Source organism: Pseudomonas sp. RC2C2 (genome assembly GCF_018390435.1).
Taxonomy (GTDB): Bacteria; Pseudomonadota; Gammaproteobacteria; order Pseudomonadales; family Pseudomonadaceae; genus Aquipseudomonas; species Aquipseudomonas donghuensis.
In genome coordinates, this window is sequence record NZ_JAHBAX010000002.1 from 766,690 (window position 1) to 780,009 (window position 13,320).

A 13,320-nucleotide genomic window follows, 5' to 3' on the forward strand; every position below is an offset into this window, starting at 1 on the left:
GCTGATGTGATGTCGAAAAAAAGGGGCCACGATGGCCCTTTTTTTGATTCTGCCCCAACCTCAGCAAGCAGGGCCACACGCTGAATGCATGACTTCAGACGCTGCCTTTAAGCGGGTACTTGTTGATCAGGTAGATACGGTCAATGTCGTCACCCGCCTGGGCCTGGTTGGCGCGGTGACTGGCGTGGGAGAGCGACAGGCTAAGGTCCTTTGCCGCCCCCGACTGCACCACATGCTTCAGGTCAATATCGCGTTCCCAATGCTTACCACCCTGGCCTTGTTGGTCGACATAAACACCGCCAGCCGGCGCATGTATACCATCAATACCGCGACCGCTGACGTACCGACCCATCAGGCTCAAGCCGGGCACACCGAGGGTAGCGAAGTTGAGGTCGTAGCGTAGCTGCTATGAACGTTCCTCTGGGCCGTTGAAGTCGGCGTACTTGATCGAGTTGGCCAGGTAGATGGAGTCGCCTCCGACGAAGTCGAATGGGGTATTACCCTCAACCTTCTGGTAGGCCACGCCCAGCGCCTGAGCGCCGAAGCTGTATTTAGCCAGCACGCTGTACGCGAGGGTGTCGATTGCTCCTCCACTGGCTTTGTCGGTATCACGGGTCTTGTAGATGTTGCCATTCAAGCGCCAATTACCTTCAGCCATGCTCAGGTTGAGGTAGGCCTGACGCCACGTATCTTCTAGCTCCCCCGCGTACAGCGCCCCTCCAAACGGGCCATCCGGCGCAAACGTAGCGCCGGCCAGGCTGATGGCGCGATTCTGAGTCGTCGCGCCGTAGTCACTGAGGTCATCATGTGTTGAGCTGTTGTCCTGATTGTTGAAGGCGGTGAAACGCCCTGCCTGCAAACGCCAATCGGGCAGATCCGTGTTCTCCAAGAACCAGCCAGTGGCGTATTCAGGGTGCAGACGTTTGTCGCCTGTGTCGAACACCGGGGTCTCCACCATCATCTCGCCGTAGCCCAGTTGGGTGTTGCCCAGGCGCAACTTGAGTGCGGCGCCTGCACTGGAGTAATCGGACTCGGCACGGTCCTCGCTGTCACGCGGCAGCAGCCCGGTGCCGGCATGGCCACGCGTCCCGTCTAACTTGAAAGCGAGGAACCCGTGAGCATCAATACCGACACCAACAGTGCCCTCGGTAAAGCCTGAGCGGACCTCGCCGATGAAGCCTTGAGCCCATTCCTGGCGATAGTTCTGGCCGCTTCGGGACAGTGAGCGGAAGTCGCTGTGCAGGAAGTAGTTACGACTGAGCAGCGACCAGCCAGCCTCTTCGGCCTGGCTGAGCAGCGGGCAAAGGGTGAGAGTAGCGAGCAGGATGCGGCCTGGTCCGTGAGGTGCGCGGATCATGGTGGCTCCGGGTGGGATGATCCGGAACTTTGGGGGATTGGTAGGCTTGGGGTCTTGTAACGGTGTGCTAGGTGCTGAACACTTTGCATAGAAATCCTTGTGCAGCTTCCCGGCCTCCACGTATTCGTGAACTAAAAGTGAATGCTTAACCAACATCGCCACAGCCAAGCGGTTTTGCCATGGATCTAGTCAGCACCAACCTCCGAGCCGCTGAACACCTCGCCCCGATGCCCTAAACGAACCACCACGTTATGGACAAATGAGCATTCAATAATTGGTGGTGGAAATCCTCAGTATTATAAATGGCGAGGTTTGCCTCACACTGAACGGTTTTACCAAATCGATGGGTCTTCAAGACATGCTCTGGCTAAATCTTCTTTCCATTTTTCGCTTGCGAGTCTAAAGATTTCCTCAAAAAAATCTCTTGGATTTTTCATTTCATCCCATCCTGACGGAAATGAAGAATACTCTTCAAGATCATCCTCAAGTAAGCTTCCGAAGTCGAAATTCTTGTCAAGCAGCGCACTTTCCAAAGATTTCAAAAGAACAAATTTATGTCTGTAGGAAATATTTTCGTATCTATTGAGGCAGTATTTTTCTATCAGCTCAATACGATTTTTTGGATTTTCCGGATCGTAAGCTTCGAGTTCAACACCTAGTGTTTCCTCTCTGTCATAGATATCAAACCCACCTAAAAAATATGCTGGTGTTGGAAGGTAGGGAGTACCCGAATCATTATCTAATAACATCAGAGCCTCATTTAGTTGGGAAGGCAGTGAACGGGCGGCCTGCTGAGTCGAATTTTACCTCGGCCCCATTCATGCTGTCGTTATATAGTGGATTGTCTTTGTCCTTCTTGTTTGGGGTACGCCGCCACACCGCCATCAGCATCGCGTCGATAGCCAGGTCGCTGCTCATCCTGGGCTTCATTGACCAGCCGCACTCCTTGGCAAAGTACGCGGCGGCCATTTTTTAAGATGTCTCGTTCTTCTGTCACGCGCTTGAGTTTGGCGCGAAGCTGACGCAGCTCGGCTTGCTGACGTTGTTCTTGGGGCTTTCTGTAGAGCTTGATCCAGGCGTAGAGGCTGAGAACGGACATTCCCAGGCTCTCGGCGACATCAGCCCAGCATTGCAGAGTGCTGGGCTGAGCCTTTGGTCAGTGTCGCGGCAAGGCTAGAAGTCGACTGTTGCCGACAGCTCATAGGTCCGCGGCGCCCCCAATCCCAGGGATTGGGTCAGCGGTACGCCCCAATAGTCCTTGTCGCTCAGGTTGGCGATGTTGGCGCGCAAAGTGACCGGTTTGCTGGCGACTTGGGTAGTGAAACGCGCGCCAATGTCGAAGAGGGTGTAGCCCGGAATCGACAGGCTGTTGTCGGAACTGATGTACTGCTTGGACTGCGATGTGACGTTGCCCGTCAAAGTCAGGCCGTGAAGGCCGGGAAGGTCCCATTCCATGCCCAGCTTGCCTTGCAGTTTCGGGTACGCCGTTGCCGTCTTGCCGTCATCTTCGCCGCCCTCGGTTTTGGTCAGCTTGGGATCGACATAGGCCACGCCCCCCATGAGACGCACCTCGGAAAGTGGCACGCCGAAGAAGCTCCATTCCACCCCGCGGTTACGCTGCTCGCCTCCGAACGAGAAAATATCGGTGACCGGGTCGGTGTAGCTGCTGGGGCGCTTGATTTCGTAGAGCGCGAGGGTGTGACTGAACGTGCCCAGGTCGAGCTTCAGGCCGATTTCCTTCTGCTTGGTTTTGTAGGGTGCGAACACGTCGCCGAAGTTGGCGGCGGTGATCGGTGCGGCGGCGCCTTTGCTCAGGCCTTCGATGTAATTGGCGTACAGCGACAGCTCGTCGGTCAGCTTGAACAGAATCGCCCCGGCGGGTGTGGTGGCGTGGGTATCGTAGCCGGGCTTGTTGCGGGCGCCGGTCGCAATGTTGAAGGTGTCGGTGACTACTTCCTGACGGCGTACGCCCAGGGTCAGTTGCACCCGATCGTCCAGCACCGACAGGGTGTCGGCGATGCCATAGCTTTTCAGGTCATCTTCCGTGTGGCCGATCTGCGGAAAGGCTTCCGGCGCCTTCGGGCCCCAGACGGGATGATAGATATTGGTCGTCCATGGCGCGCCGGCCGAGCGGCGGCCGAAGTCCTTTTTCGTCTCGCTGTACTGGGTCGCGTTTACCGACCACTGATGGTTGATGCCAAAGGTATCGAAATGCCCGCGCAGCCCGACCTCGGCGGAAGTCTTGTGCAGCTGCGTTTTCAGTTGGCCCATCGAAGTGGTGAAGTCGCCGGCGTCGTTGATCACCGTTGCGATCATCGCGCCGCTGTACTGGTAGTCGGTCTTGCTGGTACCGATTGCGCCATAGGCCAGCAGCTGATCGTTCAGTTCATATTCGCCGCGCAGGATGACACCCTTGTCCTTGGTTTGAACGTACGCCCAGTCGGGGTTGAGCAACGTGTCATTCTTGGGTGGCTTGGGTACAGCCAGGCCGTCCTTCAACCCCATGCCCCGGTTCTGGCCACGGATATGGTCGTCGCTGTCGAACAGGTCGAGCGACAGCTTGGCACGCTCGCCGCGCCAGTCCAGGGACAGCGAGGACAGCACGTTGTGCTGGTGCTGAGCATCGATGGCGGTATCGCCGTCGCGGTACATGCCGTTGAAACGCACGCCGAACTGGTTGTCTTCACCGAAGCGCCTGCCCACGTCGACATGGCCGCCGAACTGGGCGTCCGAGGCGTAGGTGGCGGTGAGGCGAGTCAGCGGGGTGTCCGCGGCACGCTTGGGAATGAGGTTGACGATACCCCCCACCGAGCCACCGGGCGGAATGCCATTGAGCATGGCAGACGGGCCTTTCAGCACTTCGATGCGCTCGTACATTTCGGGCGAGGCGCGGGAGTAAGGGGCCATGCCGAACAGGCCATCGACGGTCATGTCGCTGATGCTGGTCTGGAAGCCGCGGATCGAATAGTTCTCGCTGAAGGTGCCGGTAAGGCCGTTGCTGAACACCGATGGGTCGGTGGCGGCGATGACGCCGGTGATGTCCCTGGCCTGCAGGTCCTGGATATAGGTATCGGTGTAGCTGACGGTGCTGAACGGCGTCTCCATGAAGTCCTTGCTGCCCAGCAGCCCGACCCGTCCGCCCGTGGCCACCTGGCCACCGGCATAGGCGGGGGGGAGTGGGTCGGCGGCGGTGGCCTGGGCGTCGATCAGAGTGGCGGGCAGTTCGGTCACTGGGGTTTCTTCGACAGCGGTCTGGCTGTCGGCGGCGAGAGTTTCGGCACGGGCTGGCGTCGACAGCAACGCGCAGTTGCTCAGGGCAAGCCCTACCAGCACGGCGTGGGCCAGCGGGGTGCGCTGCAGTGAAGGTATGGCGAGGGCAGGGGATGGTTGAGCGAACAAGGGACGGTTGGACACGCTACAGCTCCATTAGCATCAATTTAAAATTCAAAACTAAGACGTAAGGCAAATGAGAACTATGCGTAAAAACAAGGGTGCGGACGCACCTTCGGCATGGCTCAGTCCCGATACCCCTTGATCACGTCGTCGGCGATCAACGCCAGCGAGGTTGGGCTGGCTGCGGTGACGTACCAGGCCTCGGGGTCGACGAACACCACGCGGCTGTGCTTCCAGGCATTGGTCTGGCGCAGCAGTGGGTTGCTGAGGGTGTCAGCAGTCATCAGCGGGCGGTGTTCCATCACTGCCGTGCGGTCCACCACGAACAGGATGTCGGGGTTGGCCTGCTGGATGAATTCGCTGGAAATCGGCTGGCCATGCAGGCCGGTATCGAGGGTGGTGGTGGCCGGCTTGACGCCCAGGTCGTTGAAGAGGAAGCCGTAACGGGATTGCCTGCCAAAGGCGCTGAAAGCACCGTTGTTATGCAGCACCACCAGGGCCCGCTCCGGACGGTCGCGGGTAATGCTGCGCACCTGCGCCAGTTTTGCCTCCAGCTCGGCAGTCTTCTGTCGCGCCAGTTCCTGCTTGCCGAACACCTGCCCAAGGCTGGCCAGGTGCTGCTTGACCACCTCGACATGCCCGGTTTCGCTGTCGCGGTAATCCACATCGAAGTGCAGCGTCGGCGCCATTTCGCTCAGTTCGGCATAGTGGTTGGCTTGCAGCGAGGTGATCAGGATCAGGTCCGGCCGGGCGGCGTGCACCCGCTCCAGGTTGGGCTGCACGATCGAGCCGACATCCGCGACCTGCACAGCGTCCCGGTAGCGAGCCAGGAAGTGCGGAACAAAGTCCTTGGGCATGCCCGCCACCGCCACGCCCAGCTGGTCGAGGAAGTCGACCTCGTTCATGTCCAGGGCGACGGTGCGCTGTGGCAGCTGGCTGATCAGTGTTGTGCCCAGCTTGTGCTGCAGCGTGACCGGTTGATAGTCGCCACGGGTGGCGGTTTTTTCCGCTGCCGGGGTGTCGGCCGAAAGCTCGTCGCAGCCGTGCAGTGCCAGGCAGGCGCCCAGCAGCAGCGCCAGCGGCCAGTTGCCGGCGGAGTGGTTACGGTTCATCGCAGTTCTCCGGGTGGGTTGAAGTAGTTGCACAAGCGGCCGCGCGCGCCCTGGGTGATTTCGAACTCCAGCCCGTACAGCGCGTATAGCTGTTGTTCGGTGACCACCTCGTCCACGCTGCCGCTGCAATGGACCTGACCGCCTTTCATAGCGACGATGCAGTCGGAGTAGCTGGCGGCGAAGTTGATGTCGTGCACAACCAGAATCACCGTGCGGCCGAACTCGTCGCAGAGGCGGCGCAGCGCGCGCATGATCTGCACCGCATGGCGCATGTCGAGGTTGTTCAGCGGCTCATCCAGCAGCAGGTAGTCGGTTTGCTGGGCGATGGTCATGGCCAGAAACGCCATTTGCCGCTGGCCGCCGCTGAGCTCGTCGAGGTAGCGGTGGCGCAGTGGCTCCAGCGCCAGAAAGCCGATGGCTTCGTCGATCGCCTGGTAGTCTGCACGGGTGAGCGCGCCCCGGCTGTAGGGGAAACGCCCGAACGCCACCAGTTCGTCGACGGTCAGGCGCAGATTGAATTCGACCGACTGGCGCAGGGTGGCCACGCGCCGGGCGTAGTCGCCGATGGCCATGCAGCCGATACTGCGCCCGTCCAGGCGGATGTCACCGCTGCCGGGTTCCAGCAGGCGTGCCAGTAGCATCAGCAAGGTAGTCTTGCCAGCGCCGTTGGGGCCGATCAGCGAGGTCAGCCGCTGGCGTGGGAAACTCACGTTCACGCCGCTCAGCACAGCCTTGCTGCCGTAGGTTTTATGCAGGTTGTGGACGCTAATCATGCGGCTCCCCGGTTACGCACCATCAAGGCGAGGAAATAAGTGCCACACACCAGGTTCACGAGGATGCCGACGGTGGTCCTGTAGTTGAAAACATGCTCGACCAGCAGTTGCGCGGCAATGAACACGGCAATGGCCACGGCGCTACCCAGCACCAGTGTGACCCGGTGGCGGAATGTGCCGGCCACGGCGTAGGTGATGTTGGCGACGAACACGCCCATGAACGCGGTTGGCCCGAGCAGGCTGGTCGATACCGCCACCAGCGCCGCGATCACCGCCAGTTGCAGGCGAACAGTGCGCCGGTAGTCCACGCCCAGGGACAGCGCCTGGTCTCGCCCAAGTGCCAGCACATCCAGCTCCGGCACGGCCCTGGCCAGCACCGCGCACAACGCCGCGACCAGCACCGCCGAATACATCAACAGTTGTGGCGAGGCGCGGTTGAACGAAGCCTGGGTGTAGCCCAGCAGCATCGAGAATTCGCCAGGGCTGACCTTGAGCTGGACGAACTGGGTGAGGGTGGCCATGATCAGGCCCAGTACCAGCCCGATCAGCAGCAGGAAGTACACGTTGCTTTTGCCGTCACGGAACAGCCAGCGGTGCAGGGCCCATGAGTAGCCCAGCATCAACAGCAGCGACACCAGGAAGTTGCCGTCACTGCCGAACACCAGCAGCCCCTGCACGCCCATGGCCAGGACCAGCAATGCCTGCAGCAGCAGGTAGATGGCCTCATAGCTCATGATCGCCGGGGTGAGGATGCGGTTGCCGGTGAGTGTCTGGAAGGCGATGGCCGCGCAGGCCACGCACACCCCGCCGATGACCATAGCCGCCAGCCGCGCCAGGCGTTTGGGGATCACATAGTCGAAGTCCAGCCCGGCGTTGGCGAACAGGAACAGCAGGGCCAGGGCAACGACCACCCCCCACACCACGCGATGGCCCCTCATCGTTGCCTCCAGACGATCAGCCCGAGGAAAATCAGCCCGCCCAGGCCGCCCGCTGTCAGACCGATGGGCACTTCGAACGGGTAGATCAGCAGCCGCCCGAGCAGATCGCAGACCAGCATCAACGCCGCACCACCCAGCGCCACCAGCGGCAGGGTACGGCGCAGGTTGTCGCCATGGCGCAGCGCAATCAGGTTGGGCACCACCAGGCCGACGAAGGGGATCGCGCCAACGGCGATCACACTGGCCGATTCCGTCACTGCCACCAGGATCAGGCCCAGCGCCACGTTGGCGGTGTAGTTCAGGCCGAGGCTGGTGGCCATGCCTTCGCCCATAGCGAGCACCGTGAAACGCTGCGCATAAAGGTAAGTGAGCAGCACGATCGGCAGGATCAGGTAGAGGATCTCGTAACGCCCTTGCACCACCTTGGAAAAATCGCCCAGCAACCAGCCTTGCATGCTTTGCAGCAGGTTGAAGCGGTAGGCATAGAACTCGGCCAGCGCGCTCAGCACGCCGCCATACATCAGGCCGATCACCGGCACCAGCACTGCGTTGCGGGCGCGGATACGGCGGATGATCGCGACGAACACCAGGCTGGCGACAAAGCAGAACGCCAGGGCGAACAGCATCCGCGGCAGCGCCCCGGCCGCCGGGGCCACACCCAGCGACACCAGGATGCCCAGACGGGCGGCATCCAGCCCGCCGGTGGTGCCTGGCTCGACGAAGCGGTTACGCACGACCTGCTGCAGGATCACCCCGCAGACTGCCAGGCCAATGCCGACCAGAATCAGCGCGGCCAGGCGTGGCAGACGGCTGGCGGTGAGCGTCAGCCAGGTGTCACCATGCCAACTGAAGAGCTCAGGCCATGCCAGCGCGCGGGCGCCAACCGCCAACGAGGCCGTGCACAACAGGAAGAACAGGGCAAGCCAGGACCAGCGCATCAGTCGTGTTCCACCCTCGGTGTCGCAATCCGCCAGCCATCGGCGGCGCGACGCTGGTCGAGGAACTGCGCGTAGCGCCCGTCGCGGGCGCGCAACTCGGCCGGGGAACCTTGCTCGACGACCTGGCCGGCTTCAAGCACCACGATGTGGTCGGCCATGGCCACCGTACTGAGCTGGTGAGCGATGATCACCTGGGTGCAGCGCCCGCGCAGGTTATGCAGGGTCTGGGCAATCAGCGCCTGGTTCTCGGCGTCGAGGGCCGCGGTGGCTTCGTCCACCAGCAGCACCGGCGTTTGCCTGATCAGAGCGCGGGCGATGCTCACCCGCTGGCGTTCACCGCCTGAGAGCCGCGCGCCGCCTTCGCCCACCGGCGTGTCGAGGCCCTGCGGTAAACATTCGATGAGGGGCGTCAATCCCGCCATGTGGGCCGCCTGGAGTATGTCTACATCACTGGCCTCGGGTTTGCCGATGCGAATGTTGGCGGCGATGCTGCCCTGGAACAGCCAAGTATCCTGCAGCACCTGGCTGACCGTTTCGGTCAAGTTGACGCGGGCGATCTGTCGTACATCCACGCCGCCGATCCACACGCTGCCTTGGGTCGTATCGAAGAACCGTGCGATCAGGCGCATCAGGGAAGTCTTGCCCGAGCCCGACGGGCCGATGATCGCCGTCATGGTGCCGGCCGGGATGTGCAGGTCAACCTCATGCAGCACGTCGGGGCCGTCGTCGTGATAGCGCAAGGTCACCTCGCGCAGCTCGATGGCGCCATCCACCGGCATCTGCGGCGAAGTGGGTTGGGCTAGGGGCGTGGCAGCCAGGATGCGTTCGATCTCCTTGAGTTGACCCTGCGCCTCGCGCAGGATCTCGACGTGGCTGGCCAAGTCCTGCAACGGATCGATGAAGCGACAGGCCACTACCAGCGCCACGATCAGCGCAAGCGCATCCTGCGGCTGGGCACCGGCCTGGCTGCCGAGCCAGAGGCCGGCGACAATCAGCAGTGCCGAAAAGGTCGCCTGCACGGCCCAGCTGCTGAGCAGCGCCGACAGCGCCGCGCGGACGATCAGGCCCATGCCGCTACGCTGCTGGCGCGCCAGGCTCTGCTCCAGCAAGCGCGTGCCGCCACCGGCGCCATTGAAAGCACGCAGCACCGACTGGGCCTGGGCGAACTCGAGCATGCGCTGGCTGGCTTCGGCGAAGTTCTGGTGAAAGGTCTGGTCGGCACTGCGCCCCAGGCGTGCGCTGAGCAGCAACATTACTACCAGGGCCGGCAATGCCAGCAGGGCAACCAGGCCCAGTGGTCCGTGCAGCGCGAGCAGCACCAGCACCAGCACCAGAGGCATCACGCTGCCACTGATCAACGGCGTGAACACATGGGCCGGCAACTGGGCCACGGCCATCGTGCCCTGGGTGATCACATGCGCGAGGCGGGCGGTGTTGTCGGCGCTGAACCAGCCCAGCGGCAATTGCGCGACGTGCGCGCCGAGGCGCTGGCGGCCGCCTTGCAGCACTGCAACCGCCAGGGCGATGCCGGTCTGTTCCACCTGGCGCCGCCACACCCAGCACAGGGTCATGCCGGCCGCCAGCAGCGCCAGCCAGGCGGCGGCGTCACGCAGATCGCCAGTGAGCAGGTGAAGCATGATCGGCACCAGCACGCTGATCGTCAGGCCACTGAATACGCCGTAGAGCACGGTCATCAGCAGGTAGCGGCGCAGCACCGGGGCGCTGCCGCCCAGCAGTCGAAGGAGGGTGTTCAGCATGTCGGCAGTGCCTTTTTCACGGTGTCCTGGTAACGGCCCTGCGTCCATAGCCGGGCATACAGCCCCTGGCGTGCGAGCAGTTCGGTGTGCCGGCCCTGTTCGCACAGCACGCCTTCGTCGATCACCAGGATCTGCTCGGCGTGCATCACCGTGTCCATGCGATGCGCGATAACCAGCAGGGTGCGCCCGGCGGCGAAGCGCGACAGGGCATCCTGGATTGCCGCTTCGCTTTGCGCGTCGGCGGCTGCGGTGGCCTCGTCGAGAATCAGAATGGGCGGGTCGAGAAGCACGGCGCGGGCGATGCTCAGGCGTTGCTGTTCACCCCCGGACAGTTGCGCGTCCTCACCGATCACCGAGTCGTAACCGCGTGGCAGTTGCACAAGACGGTGATGGATATTGGCCAGGCGTGCCGCCGCCTCGATCTCCTCGCGGGTCGCTGTCGGTCGGCCCAGGGCGATGTTCTCGGCCACGCTGGCGTGGATCAGGCGCACCTCCTGCAGCACGAACCCGATGCGCTGGTACAGCTCGCGCGGCGCGATGTCCCGCAGATCGACGCCGCCCAGGCTAATGCGCCCAGCAGTGGGGTCGAAGAAACGCAGCAGCAGGCGCACTAGGGTCGACTTGCCTGCGCCGGACGGGCCGACAATGGCCGTGGTGGTGCCCGGCGCCAAGGTGAAGCTGATCTCGCTGAGTACATTGTGGCCGGGGGCATAGGCGTGGCCGAGCTGTTCAACGCGCACCTCGTCGCCCGTGGGCAACTGAGCCATAGCAGGGGCCGGCAGCACTGGCGTGTCCAGCAGAGCCTGTACACGCTGGGCCGCGCCGACGGCGTTGTGCAGGTCGTGGGTGATGTAGTGCAACAACTGCAAGGGCGCGCACAGGCCCGGCGTCACCAGGGCGAAGGGCAGAATCTGCAGCGGCTCGGCCCAGCCCAGAGCCACGAACAGCGTGCCGGTCAGCAGCACCAGGCCCAGCACTGACACCGGCGCGATCAACGCGTTGGCCTTGGCCATCGACGCCACCAGTGGGCGGGTGAAACTGGTGAAGATACTGGCGAACTCATCCACCGCTGCGCGGTAGCGGTCTTGCGCGTTGCCGTGGTCGCCGAACGCCTTCACCAGCGGCATGCCGTTGATGAACTCCACCACGGCATTGTCGATGCGCGCCATGCCGCCAGCCACCTCGCCCATATGCGCGGCGCTGGCCTTGATGGCGCGCTGCAGGAACAGGAAGAACGCAGGGAAGGGCAGCAGGGCCAGCAGGGCCAGGCGCCAGTCCATGGCCACCAGGTAGACCACGGAGATCAGCACGGCACCCGAGGCACGGCCGAGGGTGGTGAAGAAGTGCGCAGTCAGACTGTGCAGGGTGCCGATGTCGTCCTGCATCGTCCGTTTCACCTCGCTCGATGCGCGCTCGCTGAACCAGCCGAGCGGCACCTGCATCAGGCGTTGGCCGATGGCCACGCGCAGGTGATGGGTGATGTGGTTGTCGGCCTGGTGCGCCAGCAGTTCGCCGGCGGTGATCATCAGCATGCCGATGAACAGGCAGGCGACGCTGGCCGCCACGACCCAGCCAATCGCATCTGACGTGCCGGCAGCCGTCAACGCCAGGCCTACGATGTGCGCGATACCCGCGAGGGGCACCAGGGTCAGCATCGACCCAAGTGCTGCCAGCGATACCGCGATGACCAGCCGCCCGCGAATGGGCCTGAGCACGCGGTTGAGAGGGCCGCGCGCCTTGCCGTTGGCAGGGGCGGCATCTTGAAGGGGTGAAGACGAATTGGGCATGAAGCGGGCCTGGGCAACTGCAAATTAATTAGTTGAATGACTATAAACTAATTTGCGAAAACCCGACAAGACAGCTACAAGACTGTCTTCAGAACGCTGGAGTAGCAGATGCAGCCATCAGAACGAACGCCTGGACGTGGTCGTCCGCGCACCATCACCCGAGAACGGATTGCCGACGTGAGCATCGCCATCGGCTTGCCCAGCCTCACCTTCGTTGGCGTGGCCGCGGCGTTGGGTGTGAGCCATATGGCGCTGTACAAGCACGTGCCGAACATCGAGGCGCTGAAGTGCCTGGTGGCTGAAGAAATCTTCCAGCGCTGGCAGATCCCGCAGGCGGGCGGGGATGCAACGGAAGGGTTGCACGCCTACCTGAGCCGCTTTGCCGCGTCGGTGCAGGCATTCGTCAAGGCCCACCCGGGGCTGACGCCGTACGTGATTCGCAGGTTGGCGTCGACGCAAGCGATGATCGGCAAGATCAACGACCATCAAGCGCATATTGCCCAGGCTTATGGGCTGAGCCTGGAGCAGGCGCGCTGGGTGTTGTCCACGGTAGCGTTTCACGGGTTTGCGGTGGCCGATACGGTTTACACGGTGTCGGGGCGGGAGCCGGTGTTGGTGGCGGATCGAGTTGGGGAGGAGTCGGAAATGGAGGTTGAGTTGGAGGAGGGGATGAAGGCGTTGATTGTGGGGGTTTTGTTGATTTTGGATGGGGAAGAATTGACGAAGAGGCAGGCAGGCGTGCCAGCGCATTACCAGGAATGACCGCTCACTACGATCAAGTCATCACACGGAAGGAGTTGCATAAATGGATTGCCTGATTCGAACCGCAACGAACGCAGATGCCCCAGCCATTAGCCGGCTCATCATCGGCACCCTCCGAGGGTCGAATGCTCAGAACTATTCATCCGAAATCATCGCGCAAGTGGAGCAAAGCTTTTCTCCCCAGGCGATTGTTCTTTTGTTAACGCAGCGCCAGGTGCTCGTAGCAACGCTCGAAAGCGATATCGTCGCAACAGCCAGCCTTGACCAGGACATTATCCGAAGTGTGTTTGTCGAACCGGCCCATCAAGGTAAGGGTATCGGCAGACAGCTGATGACAAGCATTCAATCAATAGCTATCGCAGCAGGACTTGACCAGTTGCGCGTTCCTTCTTCGATTACCGCTGAAGGCTTTTATGCTTCGCTTGGATTTACAAAAAACCGCGACGCACTCCACGGGTCCGAACGCACCATCATCATGTCGAAGCCATTGGTTCGGTAGTGCT

At 62.1% G+C, this 13,320-nt stretch carries 10 protein-coding genes and 2 pseudogenes; 2 read left to right on the forward strand and 10 right to left on the reverse strand.

The genetic code is table 11. The features are described 5' to 3' along the window. Nucleotides 1-94: 94 nt before the first annotated feature. From KHO53_RS22165 to KHO53_RS22210, 10 genes and pseudogenes are all read right to left on the reverse strand, one after another. A pseudogene (locus KHO53_RS22165) lies at nt 95-1,357 on the reverse strand (OprD family porin). Between the two features lie 332 nt (nt 1,358-1,689). Next, entirely contained in the window at nt 1,690-2,106 is a 417-nt protein-coding gene (locus KHO53_RS22170; protein ID WP_213570865.1) for a hypothetical protein, read from the reverse strand. Nucleotides 2,107-2,291: 185 nt separating this feature from the next. Then, nucleotides 2,292-2,480: pseudogene (locus KHO53_RS22175) on the reverse strand (transposase); the annotation flags it as partial. Between the two features lie 50 nt (nt 2,481-2,530). Continuing rightward, nucleotides 2,531-4,771, reverse strand: a complete 2,241-nt coding sequence (locus KHO53_RS22180) for a TonB-dependent receptor (protein WP_213570866.1) — start codon at nt 4,769-4,771, stop codon at nt 2,531-2,533. Nucleotides 4,772-4,872: 101 nt separating this feature from the next. Then, nucleotides 4,873-5,862, reverse strand: coding sequence for a siderophore ABC transporter substrate-binding protein (locus KHO53_RS22185; RefSeq protein ID WP_213570867.1), 990 nt, complete (start codon nt 5,860-5,862; stop codon nt 4,873-4,875). Beyond that, nucleotides 5,859-6,635, reverse strand: coding sequence for an iron ABC transporter ATP-binding protein (locus tag KHO53_RS22190; RefSeq protein WP_213570868.1), 777 nt, complete (start codon nt 6,633-6,635; stop codon nt 5,859-5,861). The genes KHO53_RS22185 and KHO53_RS22190 overlap by 4 nt, the downstream gene beginning before the upstream one ends. After that, nucleotides 6,632-7,573, reverse strand: a complete 942-nt coding sequence (locus KHO53_RS22195; protein WP_213570869.1) for an iron chelate uptake ABC transporter family permease subunit — start codon at nt 7,571-7,573, stop codon at nt 6,632-6,634. Before KHO53_RS22195 ends, KHO53_RS22190 begins: the two co-directional genes overlap by 4 nt. Beyond that, complete coding sequence (locus tag KHO53_RS22200) at nt 7,570-8,511, reverse strand: ABC transporter permease (RefSeq protein ID WP_213570870.1); 942 nt, start codon at nt 8,509-8,511, stop codon at nt 7,570-7,572. The genes KHO53_RS22195 and KHO53_RS22200 overlap by 4 nt, the downstream gene beginning before the upstream one ends. Continuing rightward, the gene (locus KHO53_RS22205; RefSeq protein ID WP_213570871.1) at nt 8,511-10,268 is read right to left on the reverse strand and encodes an ABC transporter ATP-binding protein; all 1,758 of its coding nucleotides are present in this window, start codon (nt 10,266-10,268) and stop codon (nt 8,511-8,513) included. The genes KHO53_RS22200 and KHO53_RS22205 overlap by 1 nt, the downstream gene beginning before the upstream one ends. After that, the gene (locus KHO53_RS22210; protein ID WP_213570872.1) at nt 10,262-12,055 is read right to left on the reverse strand and encodes an ABC transporter ATP-binding protein; all 1,794 of its coding nucleotides are present in this window, start codon (nt 12,053-12,055) and stop codon (nt 10,262-10,264) included. The genes KHO53_RS22205 and KHO53_RS22210 overlap by 7 nt, the downstream gene beginning before the upstream one ends. Before the next feature lie 108 nt (nt 12,056-12,163). Here KHO53_RS22210 and KHO53_RS22215 point away from each other — a divergent pair, with 108 nt between their 5' ends. Together KHO53_RS22215 and KHO53_RS22220 are read left to right on the forward strand one after the other, a co-directional pair. After that, nucleotides 12,164-12,817 carry a TetR/AcrR family transcriptional regulator gene (locus KHO53_RS22215; RefSeq protein WP_213570873.1) on the forward strand — a complete coding sequence of 218 codons (654 nt, stop codon included), beginning with the start codon at nt 12,164-12,166 and terminating at the stop codon, nt 12,815-12,817. A gap of 43 nt (nt 12,818-12,860) precedes the next feature. Next, on the forward strand, nt 12,861-13,316 hold the full coding sequence (locus KHO53_RS22220; RefSeq protein ID WP_213570874.1) for a GNAT family N-acetyltransferase: 456 nt from the start codon (nt 12,861-12,863) through the stop codon (nt 13,314-13,316). Nucleotides 13,317-13,320: the final 4 nt, after the last annotated feature.